Below are 20,416 nucleotides of genomic sequence, written 5' to 3' on the forward strand. Positions count from 1 at the left end.
AATCACGCCCTTGTGAGGGCCATTGTCTCGCCCATTGGATACAACGAGAGGGGTCTCGCTCAGATGAGCGATATGCAGGTGAGCGGGGTCGCAGAACGCCCTTATGAACCACGGCGCACCCTCCCGGAGCCCCGTTTCAGCACCTCGGCGCGGCTATCGTGACCGCACATTCCCGGACGAGGAGGGACCGTGACCGGTATCCGGCCCCCGCTCGGTGCGTATGGACGCCTGGCACAGGGTGCCCAGCGCGTGCTGCGCGACAACTGGACCGGTTCCTCCACCGTCCCCTCCCGCACCCTCTACCCCCACCAGTGGAGCTGGGACTCGGCGTTCATCGCGATCGGGCTGCGCCACCGGTCCCCGCGCCGTGCCCAGCGGGAGCTGGAGACCCTGTTCGCCGCCCAGTGGGGCGACGGCCGGATCCCGCACATCGTCTTCAACCCGGCGGTGCCGCGGCACGCCTACTTCCCCGGCCCGGACTTCTGGCGCTCCTCCACCGCGGGCGCCGCCGCCGGGGCCCCGGCGGACACGGAGACCTCCGGCATCGTCCAGCCCCCGGTGCATGCGCTCGCCGCCCTGCTGGTCCACCGCGCCGATCCGGACGCCTCGGCCCGCCACGGCTTCCTGGACCGGGCCCGGCCACGGCTCGCCGCCTGGCACGGCTATCTGCTCCGGGCCCGCGACCTGGGCGGCCACGGACTGGTCTCGGCGGTCCACCCCTGGGAGCCCGGAATGGACAACAGCCCCTGCTGGGACGCCCCGCTGGCCCGGGTCACCCCCGTCCCGCCGGGCACCTTCCACCGCGCCGACCTCGACCACGGCGCCGCCGCCGACCGGCCGACCGATCTGGACTACGGGCGCTATGTCCGGCTCGCCATGGACTACCGGGACGGCGGCTACCGGGACGGGCCGGCCACGGACCCGCGGTTCGCCGTCGAGGACCCCGGGATCAACGCGCTGCTCGCCGCCTCCGAACACGCCCTGGCCGAGATCGCGGCGGCGACCGGCGCCGACCCCGCACCCCACCGGGCACGGGCCGCCCGGCTCACGGCCGCCCTGGTGGAGCGGCTCTGGGACCCGGCCGCCGGGCTGTTCCTGTGCCGCGACGTCCTGACCGGCACCCTGGTGCCGGAGCGAAGCGCGGCGGGGCTGCTGCCCCTGCTCCTGCCGGACCTCCCGCCCGCGATCGCGCGCACACTGGTGCGGACGGTCCGCGGTGAGCACTTCGGGCTGGGCCGGACGGTCCGGCTGGTCCCCAGCTACGACCTGCTCGGCGGCGCCTTCGACCCGTTCCGCTACTGGCGCGGCCCGGCCTGGTTCAACGTCAACTGGCTGCTGGAGCGGGGACTGCGGCTGCACGGTGAGACGGCGGCGGCCGACGCGCTGCGCACCGCCGTCCTGGAGACGGCCGCCGCCTCGGACTTCGCCGAGTACGTCGACCCGTACACCGGCCGGGCGCGCGGGACGACGTCCTTCGGCTGGACGGCCGCGCTGGCGCTGGATCTGGCGCTGGACCCGGGCCCCGGCTGATCCTTCAGCCCGGAGCGCCGCCGTCCAGGGCCTCCAGGGCTTCGCGTGTCTGCCGGGTGCAGTTGTGCTCCTCACCGAGGACCCGGGCACTGATCTCAAGTACCGCGCGCCATTCGGCCCGGGCCTCGGCCGGCCGCCCCTGTCCCTGGAGCGAGGTGCCGAGGTTGTGCCGGGTCCACAGGGTGCGGGCGTCCTCCGCACCCAGCAGCCGGGCGCGCAGCGCGGCGGTCTCCCGGTTCTCCGCCTCCGCCTCCGCGAACCGGCCCAGCTTGTTGAGGACGTTGGCGCGGCTGTGGCGGGCCGCCAGGGTCAGCCGGGCCTCCGCGCCCAGCGCACGGGTGCGCCCCTCCACCACCCTGCGGTACTCCCGCTCGGACTCCTCGTAGCGCTCCTGGTCGCGCAGGAGATCCGCGAGCCGGCGGCGGGTGATCAGAGTGCTGGGGTCGTCCGGGCCCATCACACGGGCCTCGCCCTCCGCCGTCCCGCGGTACTCGGCCTCCGCCTCCTCCAGCCGTCCGAGCTGGCTCAGCGCCCCGGCCCGGCAGTAGCGCGTCGCCAGCGTCGCCTGGACGTCCGGCCCCAGCAGCCGGACCCGGTCCCGGAGCAGCTCGGTGAACAGATCCAGCGCCTCCTCGTGCCGCCCGGCCAGGCCGAGGCTGACGCCGAGGTGGTGGCGGGTGGTGAGGGTGCTGGAGTGGTCGGCCCCGACCACCGTCAGCTGGGTCTCCAGCAGGGCGCGGTAGGCGGTCTGCGCCTCGTCGTGGCGCGCCCGGTCGTCCAGCAGCATCGCCTGCAGCCGACGGGCGACGAAGGTGTCGGGGTGCCGCTCCCCCAGGGACTCGACCGTCTCCTCCAGCAGGGTGCGCAGCGCCGCCTCCGCCTCGGGGAACCGGTCGAGGGCGCGCAGCCGGTTGATCCACTTGCGACGGGCGGTGCGGGTCCGCCAGTGCCGGGGCCCGAGCTCGGCCGAGGTCGTCTCGGTGAGATCGCGCCAGAGGGACTCCGCCTCCTCGGTGAACCCCCGGGCGACCAGGATGTCGCCCAGGGTGAACCGGGCCGTCAGCAGCGCCGGGTCCCCGGCGGGCGCGTCCGCGCACTCCTGGACCGCCTCCCGCATCTGGGCCTCGGCCTCGTCGTAACGGCCCAGCCGCTCCAGCGCGGTGGCCTGCCAGGCGCGGGCGTTGACGGTGTCGAAGTGGCGGGGGCCGAGCATGCCGTCCCGGCCGACCGCCGCCGCGAGCAGTTCACGCTCGGCCTCCGCCACCCGCCCGAGGTCCAGCAGCATCCGGCCGCGCTGCAGGCACAGCCCGTACACGGTCCGCCCGTACTCGCCGTGGCCCCGGCGCTCCCAGCTCTCCAGCAGGGCCCGGCACTCCTCCTCGGCCGCCTCCACCCGTCGGGCGTCCTCCAGGAGGTCGATCAGATAGGAGCGCGCGAAGAGGGTGTAGTCATGGTGCTCACCGTGCTCCCGGCCGGAGATCGCCACCACGTCCCGCAGATGGCGCTCCGCCTCGTCGTGCTTGCCGAGCTGGTTCAGGGCGAGCGCCAGGTGGCCGCGGAGGTTGCGCGATTCGAGGTCGACCGCGGGCTCCAGCCATCCGATCGTGGTCCGGATCGCCTGGCACAGCGCGTCCGCGTAGTGCGGCCATCCGGCGGCGACCAGCCGTCCGGCGAACGGCGCCAGGGTCCGCACGGCCGACCAGCCCGTCTCCTCGTCCCGCCGCTCGGCCGAGGCCAGCACCTCCTCGGCCTTTTCCAGGACGGTCGGCGGCAGCCGGTCGTCCGCGGCGATCCGCCGCACCAGATCGGTGAGCGGCGGCTGTACCCACTCCGAGGCGCGGGAGCGCGGCGGGTACGCGGCGGGCGGTTCCTCCGGGCCGGGCGCCGGGGCTTCCGGTTCCGGCTCCGGTTCGTCCCGCGCCAGTCCCAGCCGGTGCAGCAGCTCCGGTGACGCCGCCGCGAACGGACGGGCCTCGGCGGCCACCGCCGCGTCGCCGCAGGGTCCCGACAGCCGGGCGCGGAACGCCGGACCACCGCTCTGGCGGCGCATCAGGAAGTCGGTGACCTGCGCCGCCGTGTCCAGTGCCGTGGAGGTGCGGACGGTGTCCAGCAGCAGATCGGCCACGCCCGGGTGGAACGCGAACTCCTCCGCGCCGCCCTCGCGGCGGCGCAGCAGTCCGCCGAGGAAGACCTCGGCGAGCGGGGCGGATCCGGCGCCCCTGGCGTCATGGATCAGCCGCATCACCGGCAGGGTGAGCGGATGGACGGTGGCCAGCGCACCGGCCAGGCGCTGGCTCTCCGGGGAGGCGGCGGCGCGGAAGCGGCGCAGCCGCTCCTCCGGGGTGGGCGGCGGCGCCGGTGGGCCGGTCCGGGAGGTCGCCGGCGGCCCGGCGCCGTCCAGCAGCATCACCGGCAGCAGGGCGCTCCCCTCGCCGGTGGCGGTGAGGGCCGCCCAGGCCGCCAGGTCGGTTCCGGTGGGTTCCAGCACCGGCACGGGGGTGCCCCGGTAGGTCTTGAGCCCCGGCGGCAGCAGCGGATGGCGCACGGTCAGGGCGCGGCCGGGGGCGCCCTCCCGGCCGCCCGCGCCGACCAGCAGCCGTTCGGTGGGCATACCGCGCTCGGGCCACAGCCGCGCGGGCAGCGGCTGCACCACCGCCACCGGTGAGTGGCGGGCCCAGCGGTGCAGCAGCCGCGGGATGGCGCCGCTGCTCCAGCCGGGGCCGACACCGTCGGACAGCACCAGCACCACCGTGCGGCCGGAGGGGTCCAGGAGCTGCCGGACGCCGCGGCGCGGGGCGCCGGGTGCGTACGGGCGGGCCCTGAGCACCGGCCGGGTCTCCGAGGAGCTGTCCAGGCCGTAGCCGCGCACCGAGCGGAAGGCGCCCTGCCGCTCCAGCACCCCGCGCAGTTCGGCGGCGAGCTGCCGCCACAGCACCATCGACGGTCCGTCGTCCACCACGAGTGCGACGCTCAGCCAGCGCTCGGGCCGGGGGCGCAGGACGACGTCCGGCAGTCCGGTCTCGGCGATCCAGTCGGCGGTGGCGGCCTCGTCCAGCGCGAAGGCGCTCCGGGAGGGGACGCATCTGCGCAGCGGGCGCAGCGCGCGGGACAGTCCGCGGGCGCCGGGCAGGGCCCGTACCCCGCGGACGTCCACCGCGCGGGCCGGGCGGGCCGCGGCGGCGCGGACCGCTCCGGGGGCGAACAGCCCGGTGGGGGCGGCAGGTCCGGCCCCGGGGTCATCGGCGCGCGGACCGGTGGGGTCGCGGTGGTGCGGCGCTCCCCCGGTGTCCTCGTCGGGGGCCTGCTCGACGGGCTCGCCGGTGCCGGTGGACGCTGGCCGGCCGCCGTCGTCTCCTGCGGGTGCGGCCGGTGCGGTGGTGGCGGCGAACCACAGGGCGTCACGCAGCTCCTCCGGGGAGAGTTCGACCCCGGCGTCCTCCAGCAGCGCGCACAGCCGCCCGATCATCACACGTCGGCTTCGTTGAGCGAGCGGAACAGCTTGTCGATGACCTCGTGGTCCACCTGGACCCCGGAGGAGCGCAGCCGGACGGCGTTCAGCAACTGGTCGGTGGCGAGCTCGCGCTCCTCCCGCAGGGCCACGAAATGGGCGATCATCCCCATGGCGCGGTGGCCGACCTCCTCCCCGAGGTGCATGGTGACGATCTGCCGGAGCTGTCGTTCGTCGGGCTGCTGGAGGTCGAGCCGTACACAGCGACGCAGGAACGCCGGGGGGAACTCGCGCTCGCCGTTGCTGGTGATGACCACGACGGGGAAGACCCGGCAGCGCACCCAGCCGTCCTCGATCCGCACCTTCTCGCGGGAGCCGGTGATCCGCACCGAGGCTTCCGGATCGCGCAGCCGGGCCAGTTCGGGGATCTCGAACTCGCCCTCCTCGAAGACGGTGAGGAGGTCGTTGGGGAGGTCCACATCGCCCTTGTCGAGCTCGTCGACGAGCAGCACCCGCGGCCGGTCGGCGGGCAGCAGCGCGGTGCCCAGCGCGCCGAGCCGCAGATAGTCGCCGATGTCCGGTTCGTCGGCGGCGCCCTGGCCGTCCGCGTCCTGGCCGTCCGTGCGCTGCCGCAGGGAGGCGTCGCGCAGCCGTCCCACGGCGTCGTACGCGTACAGCCCGTCGGTCAGCGTGGTGCGGCTGTTGACCGGCCAGTGCAGCACCTCGCCGAGGGTGAGTTCACGGGCGACGGCGTGGGCGAGCGTGGACTTGCCGGTACCGGGACGGCCGGTGACCAGCAGCGGGCGGTGCAGATGCAGCGCCATGTTGACGGTGTCCCGGTGCTCGTCGGAGATCAGGTACGGCAGCCCCCGGCCGGCGGTACGGCGCGGGGAGTCCTCGCCGAAGCGCCGCCACGGCGGGGCCGCGGGCCAGGTCTCCACTACGTGGGGCGCGGTGTCGCCGCCGTGGAAGAGCCGCCAGTCCTGTGTCATGTGCTTCCTTCTCCTCGGGGCGGTCAGGGGGCCGACAGGTCGAGCGGGCCGGGCAGCGGGCGGTGCGGATCGTCCCAGAGCAGCGCCAGGTGCCTGCCCGGGTGGGCGGCGTCGGCGTCGCTCGCCGAGCGGAGTTTACGCAGCCGCTGGGGCAGCGAGCGCAGACTTTCGGTGCCGAGCAGCGCCTCCAACTCGGCCTCCGCGCCGTCCCGTTCATGCGCGCCGTGCCACACCAGCACGGGGACGCCGCCGAACAGACAGGCGGTGAACACCTCCGGGCGGGCGCGCGCCGGGGTGGTCATCACCACGCCGGGCACGTCCTCCCGGGCCTGGAGGTCGCCGTAGACATGCTTGCTGCTGACCAGGTGGGCGGGCAGCCGGTACAGATCGTCGGTGCTCGCCCCCTCGACCGCCTGCCAGCGCCGCAGCCACAGATGGCGCTGCTCCGCGCGGAACTCACCGCACCGCACGACGACCGGGTAGTCGGTGCCGAGCGAACGCTCGAAGGGGGTGGTCAGCGGCCAGCAGTGGACGTCGAGTTCGAGATCGGCGGCGGCCACGAAGAACTCGACCAGGGTCTCCTGGCTGCGGGCGTGGGTGCGCAGCAGCTCGTCCACCCCGCGCTGTATCTCCTCCAGCGGGGCGGGGGTGTCCGCCGTGGCCAGGGACTCGACCCGGTCGCCGCGGCGCGCCCACACCTCGTAGGCCCGCAGCCGCCCGGAGCCGACCGCGGGGTGCAGCCGGATCTGCACCCGCTCGTCCACGGCTCCGGCGGCGTCCGCGGACGCCGCCCGCTCCTCGGCCTCGGCGCGCCGGTCCCGCAGGGCGCCCTCCAGCCCGATCCGCACCGCGCACCCCAGCGACCACTCCCGCAGCGCCTCCGCGGTCCCGGCCCCGGTGCCGGTGCCGGTACCGGGCTCGCTCTCCGCGGCGGCGAACCGCTCGACCGCGCGCAGCAGTTGGGGGAGCTGGTGCGGGGTGCGCAGCAGCTCCTCCAGCGCGTCGGCCAGCGGTCCGGGGGCGGCGGGCGGCAGCCCCACCCCGGGGAGCTCGGCGCGGGCCGCGTCGGCGAAGTCGGCCAGCCGGTCCGGGGTCAGCCGGTCCAGCAGGGCCACCAGGGCGTCGTACTCGGCGCGGAGCAGCCAGCGGCCGGGCTGGAGGACCTGGCACGCCCCCTGGGCCGGAGCGGGCACCGGTTCGCCGGGCGCCTCCTGGGCGAGCGCGTCCAGCAGGGTGACGGCGCCGTGGTGCTCGGCGAGTGCCCAGTCGACCAGTTCCCCGGCGGAAGGGGACTCGGTGACGGGCGGGGCGGTGGTGAACTCCTCGGCCAGCCGGACCAGGACGCGCGCCGCGCGGCCCGGCTCCGCCGCCAGCAGCCCGGCGACCGAGGCGGCCAGCTTCCCGTGCGCCCGCCGCCCCGGTTCGTCCAGGGGCGGCCCGGTGGGGGCGGGTGGTCCGAGCGGGACCTCCCTGCCGTCCCTGGTCCCGTCGCTGACGTGCACGGTGGGGAACTGCCGCAGCCCCTCCTCCTCGTGCAGCCGCCGGAACTCGTCCTGGACGCCCTGCCAGACCCGGCCGAGGTCCGGGGCGGCCCCACCGCCGGAGGCCACCGCGAGCTGCCCCAGCAGCACCGAGCTGAACACCCCGGCGCCCTGCTGGTTCTTGGCCACGGCTCCGGGCCCGCAGGCCCGCATCCAGAAGATCTCGCGGTCGCGGTTGACCTCGTTCCTGCGGGTGAGGTTCTCCGGATCGGCCACCATCTCGTGGGCGCGTGCGGGCAGCGCCCGCCAGCAGGCGTCGATGACCACCGTCACCCGCTGCACGCCCTGCCGGGGCAGATGTTCGGTGCGCAGCAGCGACATCAGGTTGTGCGCGTCCAGTCCGCGCATATCGGTGTCGCGCGTCTCGGGGTAGAGCAGGCTCCAGCGTCCGCCCGGCGCCTGAACCCCGTGCCCCGCCCAGTAGATCCACAGCCAGTCGGCGTCGATCCGGCGCAGTTCGTCCATGAAGACCTCGCGGACGGTGCCGCTGTCGGCCGCGCGGTGGCCGGGGTCCGCCTCCTGGAGGGCGGCCCGGTTCTCCTCCTTCGGCGAGGCCAGCAGCCGGATGTTGGCCGGGGGCACACCCAGTCCGGTCAGCCATGAGCGCATGCCGAGCGCGTCCTTGACCGGGCCGTCGAGGGTCCAGTCGTCACTGCCCCGGTACTGCTCGACGGCCACGATCACCGCGTGGGTACGCCGCCAGTCGTGTCCCGGCTCCCTCACCGCGGCAGCTCCGGGCCCAGCAGGTCGTACAGCCGCTGATGGGCGAAGTAGGAGGTGTGGGCGCGCGGGAACGGCTGACGGGTGGTCACGCGCAGATCGGTGACCCGGCCGGGGAAGACCTCGCCGCCGACGAAGCCGAGCAGATCGTGCTCGTCGTAGACGTTGATCCAGCGGGGGAACGCCGGGGGCAGCGGCGCACCGCGGCGCAGTGAGGTGAGGGCGTCCAGCTCGTAGAGGAACGGCGCCTGCGAACCGACCGTCACCAGCAGCTCCACCCCGGGCGGCGGTCCGGCCGCGTCGGCGAGCAGATCGACGCAGGCGATACCGCCGAGGCTGTGGGCGAGCAGCACGACCGGGCCGCCGCCGTCGGCGGCCTCCCGCACCGCGGCGGCGATGGCGGCGCGCACCCCGGCGCCGCGGGCCTGGTAGCGGAGGATGTCGCCACCGGCCGGGACCGAGCCCCGGGTGATCCCGCCGCGGAACGTCCGGGCCAGTGAGGAGAGCGGTGACAGATAGGAGTTGAGCATCCGGCCGCCGACACCGCGGGCGGCGCGGGAGACGACCCCGCTGCGGTCGGCCCCGCCGAGCTGGTCGGTGAGGGCGCCGACGACGGTGTCGCGGTCGGCGCCGTCCACGGGGAGCAGGGCGTCGATGTCCCCGGCGGTCTCGGCGGAGTTCAGGGCCAGGGCGTAGACCGCGCGGGCGGCGACGGCCCCGACGCCTTCGGTGTACGGAGCGCCGCCCAGCTCACGGGAGATCTCGTCGGCGACGCGCTCCGCGGCCCCGTCCAGGGACGGGGCGAGGTCGGCCACGAGCCCGCGCAGACCCGGCCGGGCGGTGTCCCCGACCCCGGCCAGGCTCAGTGCGCGCACCTTGTCCGCGACGGTCTCCCAGGGGTCCACCCGGCCGGGTGCGAAGCCGGTGTCCCCGTCGTCGCCGCGCGCCGTCTCGGTGAACTCCCAGAGCTCGGCGAGGGGTTCGGCCTCCAGCAGGGCCCACAGGGCCAGTGGATCGTCGTCGTCCGGGCCAGGGTCCCCGGCGCCGCGGTTCCCCGTCCGCACCGGGACCGAGGCCCCGTCGAGCCCGAGGGAGGCGCCGTGCTCCTCACCCCAGAAGCAGCGGACCGCACGGACGTCGGGACGCACCCGCTCCAGTCCGTCGCGCACGCGCGCGAAGCTCTTGTCGTAGGAGGCGGCCCGGACCCCCGTGCCATGGACGAAGACGACGCCCGTCACCGATCCCCCCGATCCCCACCGCGGTTGCGCGCCTTCAACTTTAACGCGCGATCACCGGGCGGTCACGTGAAGTGGCGGACCCGCCGGGGCCGACGGCTCAGCCGCCCGAGGTGTCCAGCTCCGCGTCCTCGCCCACCCCGGCCCGGTCCCAGGGGTCGTTCAGCCAGCCGTCCGGGAGGACCACGCGGTTGCGGCCGGAGGTGCGGCCGCGCGGGCCGTCGGCGCCGGGGGGCCAGGGCTGGTCCAGGTCGAGTTCGCCGAGCAGGGCGTCCAGTTCGGCCAGCGAGGAGGCGATGGCCAGCTTCTTGCGCATCTCGGAGCCGACCGAGAAGCCCTTGGTGTACCAGGCGACGTGCTTACGGAAGTCGATCACGCCGCGCTCCTCGTCCTCCAGCCACTGGGCGAGCAGCTCGGCGTGGCGCAGCATCACGGCCGCGACCTCCTTGAGGGTGGGCCGGGCGTACCCGGCGCCGCCGTCCGGCTCGAAGGCGGCCACCAGGTCGCCGAAGAGCCAGGGCCGCCCCAGACAGCCGCGGCCGACGACCACACCGTCACAGCCGGTCTCGCGCATCATCCGCATCGCGTCGTCGGCGGACCAGATGTCGCCGTTGCCCAGCACCGGGATCTCGGGGACGGCCTCCTTCAGCCGCGCGATGGCGTCCCAGTCGGCCGTGCCGCCGTAGTGCTGGGCGGCGGTGCGCCCGTGCAGCGCGATGGCGGTGACGCCCTCCTCGACGGCGATCCGGCCCGCGTCGAGGTAGGTGATGTGATCGTCGTCGATGCCCTTGCGCATCTTCATGGTCACCGGGAGCGAGCCCGCGCCGGAGACCGCCTCGCGCAGGATCGCGCGCAGCAGATGGCGCTTGAACGGCAGCGCGGAGCCACCGCCCTTGCGGGTGACCTTGGGCACCGGACAGCCGAAGTTGAGATCGATGTGATCGGCCAGGTCCTCGGCCACGATCATGCGGACGGCCTTGCCGACGGTCACCGGGTCCACCCCGTAGAGCTGGATCGAACGCGGCTTCTCGGTGCCGTCGAAGTGGATCAGCCGCATGGTCTTGGCGTCCCGTTCGACCAGCGCCCGGGTGGTGATCATCTCGCTGACGAAAAGACCCTTGCCGCCCGAGAACTCCCGGCACAGGGTGCGGAACGGCGCGTTGGTGATCCCGGCCATCGGTGCGAGCACGACCGGTGGCTGGACCGTATGCGGTCCGAACTGCAACTGCGGCTGGGTCATGGGTGGGCTTCCTCGGGTACGACAGCGGGTACGGCAGGGGCCGGGCGGGCCGGACCTCTTATTGTCCCGCACCCGCGGGGCGGCGCACCCATCCCCCCGACGGTATCGATGTAACGTTCAACCATGGGTGAGCTGAGCCACCGCCGCCGGATGCTCGTACTGGCCATCTGCTGTATGAGCCTGCTGCTCGTCAGTCTCGACAACACCGTCCTCAATGTCGCGCTGCCCTCGATGCGGGGCGATCTGCACGCCTCCGTCTCCGGGATGCAGTGGACGATCGACGCCTACACCCTGGTCCTGGCCTCGCTGCTGATGCTCGCGGGCTCCACGGCGGACCGGGTGGGGCGGCGGCGCACCTTCCAGGCCGGGCTGGTGATCTTCACCGTCGGCTCGGCGCTGTGCAGTCTCGCGCCCAGTCTGGGGGCGCTGGTCGGCTTCCGGATGGTGCAGGCGGTGGGCGGTTCGATGCTCAATCCGGTCGCCATGTCGATCATCACCAACACCTTCACCGAGCCCCGGGAGCGGGCCCGCGCGATCGGGGCGTGGGGCGGTGTGGTCGGCATCAGCATGGCCGCGGGACCGATCATCGGCGGACTGATGGTGGAGTCGGTCGGCTGGCGTTCGATCTTCTGGATAAACCTTCCGCTCGGGATCGCGGCCCTGGTGCTGACCGTGCGCTATGTACCGGAGTCCCGTGCCCCCACCCCGCGCCGGGCCGATCCGGTCGGCCAGGTGCTGGTCATCGCCGTCCTCGGCCTCCTCACCTACGCGATCATCGAGGCGCCGAACCGGGGCTGGAGCTCCCCGCTGATCCTGACCTGCGCCGCGCTCTCCGCCGCCGCGCTGGCCGGGCTGATCCACTACGAGCGGCGGCGCACCGAGCCGCTGATCGATGTGCGGTTCTTCCACAGCGCGCCGTTCAGCGGGGCCACGGTGGTCGCGGTGAGCGCGTTCGCGGCGTTCGGCGGCTTCCTCTTCATGAACACGCTCTACCTCCAGGACGTGCGCGGGCTGAGCGCGCTGGGCGCCGGACTGTGGATCCTGCCGATGGCGCTGATGTGTTTCCTCTGCGCCCCGCTGTCGGGACGCCTGGTCGGCACCTACGGGCCCCGGCTGCCCCTGGTGCTGGCCGGGGTGACGACAACGGCCAGCGGGGTGCTCTTCGCGGTCTTCGACGCCGAGGCCACCGATGCCCTGCTGCTGCTCGGCTTCGTGCTCTTCGGTATCGGCTTCGGCCTGGTCAACGCCCCGATCACCAATACGGCGGTCTCCGGGATGCCCCGCTCCCAGGCCGGGGTGGCCGCCGCCGTGGCCTCCACCAGCCGCCAGGTCGGCACCTCGCTGGGGGTCGCGGTCATCGGCGCGGTACTGGCGACGGGTGCCGCCTCGGCGGCGGCCACGGCGGGGCACGCGGCCCCGGCACGGGCGGCAGCGGAGTTCGTGGCGGCCGCCCGGCCCGCATGGTGGATCATCGCCGGATGCGGTGCCCTGATCCTGCTGCTGGGGGTGGTGACCACCGGTCGCTGGGCCGAGGGCACCACCCGGCACGCCGCCGCCCTCTTCGAGGAGGGGGCTCCGACGGGGCAGACCTCGGCCCGTTCACGGCGGTGACACCCGCCGCCGGACGGCGGCCTCAGACGGCGGGGGCCGACGCCAGCTCCCGGAGCCGCTCCAGGCGCTCCCGGGTCTCGGCGTCGGCCGGACTGTAGGTGAGCAGCTTGGGCCCCTGGTTCGGGCCGGTCCACAGACTGGTGGCGGACAGCCGCAGTATCCCCACCCGCGCCTGCCGGAAGAGCTTGACCTTGTCGGAGGGACGCAGCACCTCATGCCGCGCCCAGATCTCCCGGAACTCCGGTGAGGCGTCCTCCAGCCGCTTCACCAGCGCCTTCCAGGCGGGCTCCGCGACATGCCCGGCCATCGCGGCCCGGAACTTGGCCGCCATGCTCCGGATCACCTCGTCCCGCTCCACCAGACTGCTCCGCCAGCCCTCGTGGGTGAAGGCCAGCCACAGGCAGTTGCGGTCCTCCGGCGGCACCTGGTCCAGGTCGCACAGCATCAGCCGGTAGGTGCTGTTGTAGGCGAGCAGATCGAACCGGCTGTTCTGGACGCACGCCGGGAACGGCTCCAGTTGGTCCAGCATCGCCTGGAGCGCGGGCGACACCCCGGAGCACTCACTGGCGGGCGTCGGATCGGCGGCCCCGGCCAGCGCGAAGAGATGGGCGCGCTCACTGCGGTCCAGCAGCAGCGCACGGGCGATGGCGTCCAGGACCTGCGCGGAGACATGGATGTCACGGGCCTGTTCCAGCCAGGTGTACCAGGTGACGCCCACCGTGGAGAGATGGGCGACCTCCTCGCGGCGCAGCCCGGGGGTGCGCCTGCGGCGCCCGCGCACCAGCCCCACCTGCTCGGGGGTGATCCGCTCACGTCTGCTGCGCAGGAAGGCGGCCAGTTCACCGCGTCGTATCCCGTCCCCGCTGCCGGTCGCGGTCTCCCGCACCACTGTGCTCATGGCTCCAGGGTGCCGTGCGGCTCAGCCAGTTGCCAGGTACTGCCACTACCAGGATAAAGACAATCTGGTACCCGTCTCAGCGGACGGCGATCGTCGTATCCGTGACCGATACCGAGATACGCACCCGGACCGCCGCTCCCCGGACCGCTCCCCGGGCCATGGCACGGGCCACGGCCGCCGGAGGGCCGCTGACCCCGATGGGGCTGTTCACCGTACTGCTGGGGGCGGCGCTCCCACTGATCGACTTCTTTATCGTCAACGTCGCGCTGCCCACCATGGACCGCGATCTGCACGCGGGTCCGGCCGTACTGGAGCTCGTCGTCGCCGGATACGGCGTCGCCTACGCCGTCCTGCTGGTCCTCGGCGGGCGGCTGGGCGACACCTTCGGACGGCGCAGGCTCTTCCTGGCCGGGATGGCGGCCTTCGGACTGACCTCGCTGGCCTGCGGTCTGGCGCCGGACGCCTGGAGCCTGGTGGCCGCGCGGGTGGCACAGGGCGCCGCGTCCGCGCTGATGCTCCCGCAGGTGCTCGCCACGATCCACTCCTCCACCACCGGCACCCGCCGCGCCCGCGCGCTGTCCATGTACGGCGCCACGGCGGGCCTGTCGATGGTCGCGGGACAGATCCTGGGCGGGGTGCTGGTGGCCGCGGACATCGCGGGCACCGGCTGGCGCGCGGTCTTCCTGGTGAACGTGCCGGTCGCGCTGCTCGGCCTGGCGCTCGCCGTGCGCTTCGTGCCGGAGACCCGCTCGGAGCGGCCCGCGCCGGTGGACGTCCCCGGCACCGTCCTGCTGGCCGTCAGCCTGATCACGCTGATGGTGCCGCTCACCGAGGGACGGGCGGCGGGCTGGCCGCTGTGGACCTGGCTGCTGCTCGGCGTCTTCCCGTTCGCCGCGGCCGCGTTCTACGTGGTGGAGCGGCGGGCCGACCGGGCCGGCCGGACGCCGCTGCTGCCGCCGAGCCTGTTCGCGCTGCGCGGGCTGCGCCGCGGACTGCCGATGGTGCTGTCGTTCTCGATCGGTTTCGGCGGCTTCATGTTCGTCATCGCGGTGGCACTGCAACAGGGGCTGCACTACGGGCCGGTGGCGGCGGGCATGGCGCTGGCGCCGATGGCCACCGCGTTCTTCGTGGCCTCCCTGATGGGGCCGCGGCTGGTGAGCCGGTACGGCAGCCGCGTGGTCACCGCCGGCGGCGGGGTGCAGGCGGTGGGGATCGCACTGCTGATGCTGGCCGTCGGGCGCGACTGGCCGGACGTCTCGCTCCTGGAGCTGCTGCCGGGTGTCGCCCTCGCGGGCTTCGGACAGGGGCTCCAACTGCCGCTGCTGTTCCGGATCGTGCTGGCCGACGTACCGACCGAACGGGCCGGGGTGGGCGGTGGCGTGATGGTCACCACCCAGCAGTCGGCGCTGGCCCTGGGTGTGGCGACGCTGGGCACGCTCTTCCTCTCCCTGGCGTCGTCGCCGGGCATGGGGGACGCGCTGGTGATCACGCTCACGGCCCAGCTCGCGACGGTCGCGGTGACCGCGCTGCTGAGCCTGCGGCTGCCGAGGGCGGTGGTCTGACACGGGCGGGTGCGATCGCGACGGGTGACGGTCATCGGTGACCGCCATGCACTGACAGATATTGAAATCTGTCAGTGCATATGTCACTCTTCCCGGGTGCCCGGCCTCCGGGTACCCGGAAATCGCCCCCCCGTCCCGAATCCTCCGTCCCCAAGGAGCACCACCGTGCAGATCCGCACCCTCGGCACCGCCGGTCCCCAGGTCTCCGCCCTCGGCCTCGGCTGCATGGGCATGTCCGCCCTCTACGGCGATGTCGACCGCGCCGAATCCATCGCCACCGTCCACGCCGCGCTCGACGCCGGGATCACCCTGCTCGACACCGGCGACTTCTACGGCATGGGCCACAACGAGCTGCTCATCAACGAGGCCCTGCGCACCGCCCCCGCCGCGCAGCGCGAACGCGCCCGGACCAGCCTGAAGTTCGGCGCCCTGCGCGACCCGGACGGCGGCTGGTCCGGTTACGACGGCCGTCCCGCCGCCGTCCGGAACTTCGCCGCCTACTCGCTCCAGCGGCTGGGCACCGACCACATCGACATCTACCGGATCGCCCGGGTCGACCCGGACGTGCCCATCGAGGAGACCGTCGGCGCCATCGCGGAGCTGGTCCAGGCCGGTCACGTCCGGTACATCGGACTCTCCGAGGCGGGCCCGGAGACCATCCGCCGGGCCGCGGCCGTGGCCCCGATCGCCGACCTCCAGATCGAGTACTCCCTGATCTCCCGCGGTATCGAGGAGGAGATCCTGCCCGTCTGCCGTGAGCTGGGCATCGGCATCACCGCCTACGGGGTGCTCTCCCGCGGGCTGATCAGCGGTCACTGGAGCGCCGACCGCACCCTGGCCGCGGGCGACTTCCGCGGGATGAGCCCGCGCTTCAGCGGGGAGAACCTGGAGCGCAACCTCGCCCTCGTCGAGGCGCTCCGCAAGGTCGCCGAGGGCAAGGGCGTCAGTGTCGCCCAGACCGCCATCGCCTGGGTGCTCGCCCAGGGACCGCGCCATGCCGCGGCCGTCGTACCGCTGGTCGGCGCCCGCCGCCGCGACCGGCTGGCGGAGGCGCTGGGAGCGCTTGACGTTACGCTCGACGCCGACGATCTGGACGCCATCGAGGAGGCCGTCCCGGCCGGGGCCGCCGCCGGGGCCCGCTACCCGGAGAGCCAGATGGGCCACCTCGACAGCGAGAAGAAGTAAGGGACCCGATGCCGCCCGAGACGCCCCTGACCCCCGACCGCATCCTCGAAGCCACCGAGGAGGTGCTGCGACGCTACGGCCCGGCCAAGGCCACCGTGGTGGACGTGGCCCGCGCCCTGGGGGTCAGCCACGGCAGCGTCTACCGCCACTTCCGCACCAAGGCGGCGCTGCGCGAGGCGGTCACCGAGCGCTGGCTGGACCAGGCGCACGACCAGCTCTCCGCCATCAGCCGCGCCGGGGCCCCGGCGGCCGAGCGGCTCCGCGACTGGCTGAGTGCCCTGTTCGCCGCCAAGCGCCGCAAGGCGGGCGACGATCCGGAGCTGTTCGCCACCTATCTGGCCCTGGCCGCCGAGAACAGCGCCACCGTCGCGCGCCATATCGAGACGATGACCGGCCAGCTCGCCACGATCGTCGAAAGCGGTGTCGCCCGTGGTGAGTTCGCCCCCCGGGACGCGCACCGCACGGCCCGCGCCCTGTGGGACGCCACCGGCCGCTTCCACGACCCGGTCTACGCGGCGGAGTGGTCCGATCCCCAGGTGGAGACGGCCTTCGGGGCCGTCTGCGACCTGCTGCTGAACGGTCTGCGCGCCCAGGCCGTGCCGTAGGGGCGGTCCGGGACGGCCGTCACCCCTGGGACGCCGCCCACCACACCACGACCGCCGCCACCGCGACACATGCCAGCATGATCAGCACGGTCTGACGGCGCGCGGGCGGGTCGGCGGTCATCCGGGGGGAGCCCAGGGCACCGTGGGCCTGGGCGAGGTGGTCCAGGCCCTGGTGCCGCGCCTCGCCCTGGGTGGTGCGCTCCCGCCAGTCGCAGTGGCGGCAGCCGAGCAGGCGTCTGCGGCCCCGGCCGTAGCCGTAGGCCACCTCGAAGTCGGTGCCGTCCTCGCGGGCGGCGGTGATGCGGTGCGTCACGCCTCGCACGATGTGTGGACCCCCCGTTCCTGACCGTTCCTGCCGAGCCGACGGGCTCCGGCGCCGCGGGAGTTCGTCCGCGGTGCCGGAGCCCGTCGTGCCGTTTCGGTGTCCGCCGCCGAAAAGCGCCGGTCAGCAGCCGATGAGACGGCCGCCCAGGTAGGACTGGATCTGGTCGAGCGAGACCCGCTCCTGCTTCATGGTGTCGCGCTCGCGCACGGTGACCGCGTTGTCGTCGAGGGTGTCGAAGTCGACGGTGACGCAGAAGGGCGTGCCGATCTCGTCCTGACGGCGGTAGCGGCGGCCGATGGCGCCCGCGTCGTCGAACTCGATGTTCCAGTGCTTGCGCAGGTCCGTGGCGAGCCCCTTGGCCTTCGGGGAGAGCTGCGGGTTGCGGGACAGCGGCAGCACCGCGACCTTGACCGGCGCCAGCCGCGGGTCGAGCCGCATCACGGTGCGCTTCTCCATCTTGCCCTTGGCGTTGGGCGCCTCGTCCTCGACGTAGGCGTCGAGCATGAAGGCCAGCATCGCGCGGCCCACGCCCGCCGCGGGCTCGATGACGTACGGGGTCCAGCGCTCGCCGGCCTCCTGGTCGAAGTACGACAGGTCCTGGCCGGACGCCTTGGAGTGCGACTTGAGGTCGTAGTCGGTGCGGTTGGCCACGCCCTCCAGCTCACCCCACTCCGAGCCGCCGAAGCTGAAGCGGTACTCGATGTCGGCGGTGCGCTTGGAGTAGTGGGAGAGCTTCTCCTTCGGGTGCTCGAACCAGCGGATGTTCGCTTCCTGGATGCCGAGGTCCCGGTACCAGTTCCAGCGCTGCTCCATCCAGTACTCGTGCCAGGTCTCGTCCTCGCCCGGCTTGACGAAGAACTCCATCTCCATCTGCTCGAACTCGCGGGTCCGGAAGATGAAGTTGCCCGGGGTGATCTCGTTCCGGAAGGACTTGCCGACCTGCGCGATACCGAACGGCGGCTTACGGCGCGAGGTCTGCTGCACCGCGAGGAAGTTGGTGAAGATGCCCTGCGCGGTCTCGGGGCGCAGATAGGCCACCGAACCGGAGTCCTGGGTCGGACCGAGGTGGGTGGAGAGCAGCCCGGAGAACTGCTTGGGCTCGGTGAAGCTGCCCTTGTTGCCGCAGTGCGGGCAGTTCACGTCCGCGAGGCCGTTCTCGGGGAGCTTGCCGTGCTTGGCCTCGTACGCCTCCTCCAGGTGGTCCGCGCGGAACCGCTTGTGGCAGGAGGTGCACTCGGTGAGCGGGTCCGTGAAGGTGGCGACGTGGCCGGACGCCTCCCAGACCTCACGGGCCAGGATCACGGACGAGTCGAGTCCGACGACGTCGTCGCGCGAGGTGACCATGGAGCGCCACCACTGGCGCTTGATGTTCTCCTTGAGCTCCACGCCGAGCGGTCCGTAGTCCCAGGCGGCGCGCTGGCCGCCGTAGATCTCGCTGCACGGGTAGACGAAGCCACGGCGCTTGCTCAGGCTGACGATGGTGTCGATCTTGTCGGCGGCCACGGTGCTCTCTTCATTGTGACGACATTGAGGACGACGAAGCGAATGCTTCAGGTTACCGGCGGCGGCACCCCTGGGATCAAATCGGTTGGCGAAGTGATCGACAGGAACCGCTTTGTTGACAATCATTTCCAACTTTGTTGAAAATGGGAGTCATGAACATACGCCGCTCGAGCCCTGCTACAGCCCTGGTCGGGGCCATGGCACTGGGTCTGACCACGCTCACAGCCTGCTCCTTCAGTCCCGGAGACGGAAGGACGGACGGCAAGCTGGATGTGGTGGCGTCGTTCTACCCTCTGCAGTTCCTGGCCGAGCGGATCGGCGGAAACAAGATCAATGTGTCCACGCTGACCAAACCGGGCGTGGAACCGCACGACCTCGACATCAGTCCGCAGCAGACGGCGACACTCAGCAAGGCCGGTCTCGTGGTCTACCTCAAGGGGCTCCAGCCCGCCGTGGACCGGGCCATCGGCCAGGCCGAGCCCCGTCAGGTGGCCGACGCCGCGTCGTACACCACGCTGGAGAACCACGGCACGGAGGTGGACGGCCACGACCACGGGGGCGAGGACCACGGCGGCGAGGGCCACGAGGAAGAGGCGGGCCACGAGGAGCACGGGGGTGACGAAGGCCACGAGGCGCACGCCGGTGACGCCGGGGCCGACCCCCATGTCTGGCTGGACCCGGTGCGCTACGCCGAGGTCGCCGAAGGTGTCGGCAAGGCCCTGGAGAAGGCCGACCCCGACCACGCCGCCTTCTACAAGAAGAACACCACGGCCCTGGTCAAGGAGCTGAACACCCTCGACAAGGACTTCCGCACCGGCCTGAAGGGCCGCACCACGGACACCTTCGTCACCACCCACTCCGCCTTCGGCTACCTCTCCGAACGCTACGGACTGCACCAGGAGTCCATCGCCGGCCTCGACCCCGAGTCCGAGCCCAGCCCGGCCCGGATGCGCGAACTGCACTCGATCGTCAAGAAGGACAAGGTCCGCACGGTCTTCTTCGAGGCCCTCGTCAGCGACCGGACGGCCAGGACCCTCGCGGACGATCTCCACCTGAAAACCGATGTGCTCGATCCCCTCGAGGGCATCGGCACGAAGTCCAGGGGCGATGACTACCTGCAGGTCATGCGAGCCAATCTCGCGTCCCTGCGGAAGGCCCTGGGCGCCGTATGAGCCATGTGACGGAGGAATCCATGCCCGAGGAACCCCGCACCCCGGTCCCGGCGCCCGCCGCGGCTCCGCGTCCGGCGTCGCATCCGGATCCGGTCATATCCCTGCGCGGAGCCACCGCCTCCCTCGGTGGGCGCCCGGTGCTGCGCGGTGTCGATCTGTCCGTGCACCGCGGCGAGGTCGTGGCGCTGCTCGGCGCCAACGGCTCGGGCAAGTCCACCGCGGTCCGCTCCGTCGTCGGACAGGTGCCGCTCAGCGGCGGAGAGCTGGCCCTCTTCGGCACCCCCGGCCGCCGCTTCCGCGACTGGGCCCGGATCGGCTACGTACCGCAGCGCACCACCGCCGCCAGCGGTGTCCCCGCGACCGTCCGCGAGGTCGTCTCCGCGGGGCGGCTGGCCCGCCGCAGGCTCGCCCCGCCGCGCAAGGCCGACCGCGCGGCCGTCCAGCGGGCACTGGAGCTGGTGGGCATGGCCGACCGCGCCAAGGACCCGGTGGGCGCCCTCTCCGGCGGCCAGCACCAGCGGGTGCTGATCGCCCGAGCGCTGGCCGGTGAACCCGAACTGCTGATCATGGACGAGCCGATGGCCGGGGTCGACCTCGCCAGCCAGGAGGTCCTGGCCGGGACCCTGCGCGAGCAGGTGGCCGGCGGCGCCACGGTGCTGCTGGTCCTGCATGAGCTCGGCCCGCTGGAGCCGCTGATCGACCGCGCGGTGGTGCTCCGCGACGGCTGTGTGGTCCACGACGGCCCGCCGCCCAAGGCCGTCGGCCAGCACGCGCTGCCCGGCCATGACCACGTCCACCCCCATGCGGCGCCCGACGCCGAACCGATCCGGACAGGGTTGCTGACCTGAC

15 protein-coding genes are annotated in these 20,416 nt (G+C 73.3%); 7 read left to right on the plus strand and 8 right to left on the minus strand.

The features are described 5' to 3' along the window. Window positions 1-189: 189 nt before the first annotated feature. Window positions 190-1,530, plus strand: coding sequence for an MGH1-like glycoside hydrolase domain-containing protein (locus NMK44_RS09150; protein WP_254740280.1), 1,341 nt, complete (start codon window positions 190-192; stop codon window positions 1,528-1,530). A 4-nt stretch (window positions 1,531-1,534) separates the two neighbouring features. Here the strand turns inward: NMK44_RS09150 and NMK44_RS42020 are convergent, their stop codons facing one another. The 5 genes from NMK44_RS42020 to dusB all read right to left on the minus strand — a co-directional run bounded on the left by NMK44_RS42020 (window position 1,535) and on the right by dusB (window position 10,706). Then, window positions 1,535-4,996: an SAV_2336 N-terminal domain-related protein gene (locus NMK44_RS42020; protein ID WP_302888017.1), complete on the minus strand. Its 3,462-nt coding sequence runs from the start codon at window positions 4,994-4,996 to the stop codon at window positions 1,535-1,537. Continuing rightward, window positions 4,996-5,970: an AAA family ATPase gene (locus tag NMK44_RS09175; RefSeq protein WP_254740282.1), complete on the minus strand. Its 975-nt coding sequence runs from the start codon at window positions 5,968-5,970 to the stop codon at window positions 4,996-4,998. The genes NMK44_RS42020 and NMK44_RS09175 overlap by 1 nt, the downstream gene beginning before the upstream one ends. A 23-nt stretch (window positions 5,971-5,993) precedes the next feature. Continuing rightward, window positions 5,994-8,234 carry a VMAP-C domain-containing protein gene (locus tag NMK44_RS09180; RefSeq protein ID WP_254740284.1) on the minus strand — a complete coding sequence of 747 codons (2,241 nt, stop codon included), beginning with the start codon at window positions 8,232-8,234 and terminating at the stop codon, window positions 5,994-5,996. Beyond that, the gene (locus NMK44_RS42420; protein WP_254740286.1) at window positions 8,231-9,469 is read right to left on the minus strand and encodes a hypothetical protein; all 1,239 of its coding nucleotides are present in this window, start codon (window positions 9,467-9,469) and stop codon (window positions 8,231-8,233) included. The genes NMK44_RS09180 and NMK44_RS42420 overlap by 4 nt, the downstream gene beginning before the upstream one ends. Window positions 9,470-9,566: 97 nt before the next feature. After that, on the minus strand, window positions 9,567-10,706 hold the full coding sequence (dusB, locus tag NMK44_RS09190) for a tRNA dihydrouridine synthase DusB (protein WP_254740288.1): 1,140 nt from the start codon (window positions 10,704-10,706) through the stop codon (window positions 9,567-9,569). A gap of 123 nt (window positions 10,707-10,829) precedes the next feature. On the opposite strand from dusB, the gene NMK44_RS09195 reads away from it, so the two are divergent. Beyond that, the gene (locus NMK44_RS09195; RefSeq protein WP_254740290.1) at window positions 10,830-12,317 is read left to right on the plus strand and encodes an MFS transporter; all 1,488 of its coding nucleotides are present in this window, start codon (window positions 10,830-10,832) and stop codon (window positions 12,315-12,317) included. A 22-nt stretch (window positions 12,318-12,339) separates the two neighbouring features. Here the strand turns inward: NMK44_RS09195 and NMK44_RS09200 are convergent, their stop codons facing one another. Beyond that, entirely contained in the window at window positions 12,340-13,215 is an 876-nt protein-coding gene (locus tag NMK44_RS09200; protein WP_254740292.1) for a helix-turn-helix transcriptional regulator, read from the minus strand. A gap of 158 nt (window positions 13,216-13,373) precedes the next feature. Between NMK44_RS09200 and NMK44_RS09205 the strand changes: the two genes are divergently transcribed. The 3 genes from NMK44_RS09205 to NMK44_RS09215 all read left to right on the plus strand — a co-directional run bounded on the left by NMK44_RS09205 (window position 13,374) and on the right by NMK44_RS09215 (window position 16,567). Beyond that, the gene (locus NMK44_RS09205; RefSeq protein WP_254740822.1) at window positions 13,374-14,777 is read left to right on the plus strand and encodes an MFS transporter; all 1,404 of its coding nucleotides are present in this window, start codon (window positions 13,374-13,376) and stop codon (window positions 14,775-14,777) included. A 165-nt stretch (window positions 14,778-14,942) separates the two neighbouring features. Continuing rightward, window positions 14,943-15,962, plus strand: a complete 1,020-nt coding sequence (locus NMK44_RS09210) for an aldo/keto reductase (RefSeq protein ID WP_254740293.1) — start codon at window positions 14,943-14,945, stop codon at window positions 15,960-15,962. A gap of 8 nt (window positions 15,963-15,970) precedes the next feature. Further along, window positions 15,971-16,567: a TetR/AcrR family transcriptional regulator gene (locus NMK44_RS09215; protein WP_254740294.1), complete on the plus strand. Its 597-nt coding sequence runs from the start codon at window positions 15,971-15,973 to the stop codon at window positions 16,565-16,567. A gap of 19 nt (window positions 16,568-16,586) precedes the next feature. Here NMK44_RS09215 and NMK44_RS09220 read toward each other — a convergent pair whose 3' ends face one another. Together NMK44_RS09220 and NMK44_RS09225 are read right to left on the minus strand one after the other, a co-directional pair. Then, entirely contained in the window at window positions 16,587-16,880 is a 294-nt protein-coding gene (locus NMK44_RS09220; protein WP_254740295.1) for a hypothetical protein, read from the minus strand. A gap of 132 nt (window positions 16,881-17,012) precedes the next feature. Beyond that, the gene (locus tag NMK44_RS09225) at window positions 17,013-18,395 is read right to left on the minus strand and encodes a glycine--tRNA ligase (RefSeq protein ID WP_254740296.1); all 1,383 of its coding nucleotides are present in this window, start codon (window positions 18,393-18,395) and stop codon (window positions 17,013-17,015) included. Window positions 18,396-18,547: 152 nt separating this feature from the next. Here NMK44_RS09225 and NMK44_RS09230 point away from each other — a divergent pair, with 152 nt between their 5' ends. Together NMK44_RS09230 and NMK44_RS09235 are read left to right on the plus strand one after the other, a co-directional pair. Then, window positions 18,548-19,567, plus strand: coding sequence for a metal ABC transporter substrate-binding protein (locus tag NMK44_RS09230; RefSeq protein ID WP_254740298.1), 1,020 nt, complete (start codon window positions 18,548-18,550; stop codon window positions 19,565-19,567). Window positions 19,568-19,587: 20 nt separating this feature from the next. Continuing rightward, window positions 19,588-20,415, plus strand: coding sequence for a metal ABC transporter ATP-binding protein (locus NMK44_RS09235; protein WP_254740300.1), 828 nt, complete (start codon window positions 19,588-19,590; stop codon window positions 20,413-20,415). Window position 20,416 lies beyond the last annotated feature (1 nt).

This window comes from Streptomyces cucumeris (genome assembly GCF_024295805.1).
GTDB classification, from domain to species: Bacteria; Actinomycetota; Actinomycetes; order Streptomycetales; family Streptomycetaceae; genus Streptomyces; species Streptomyces cucumeris.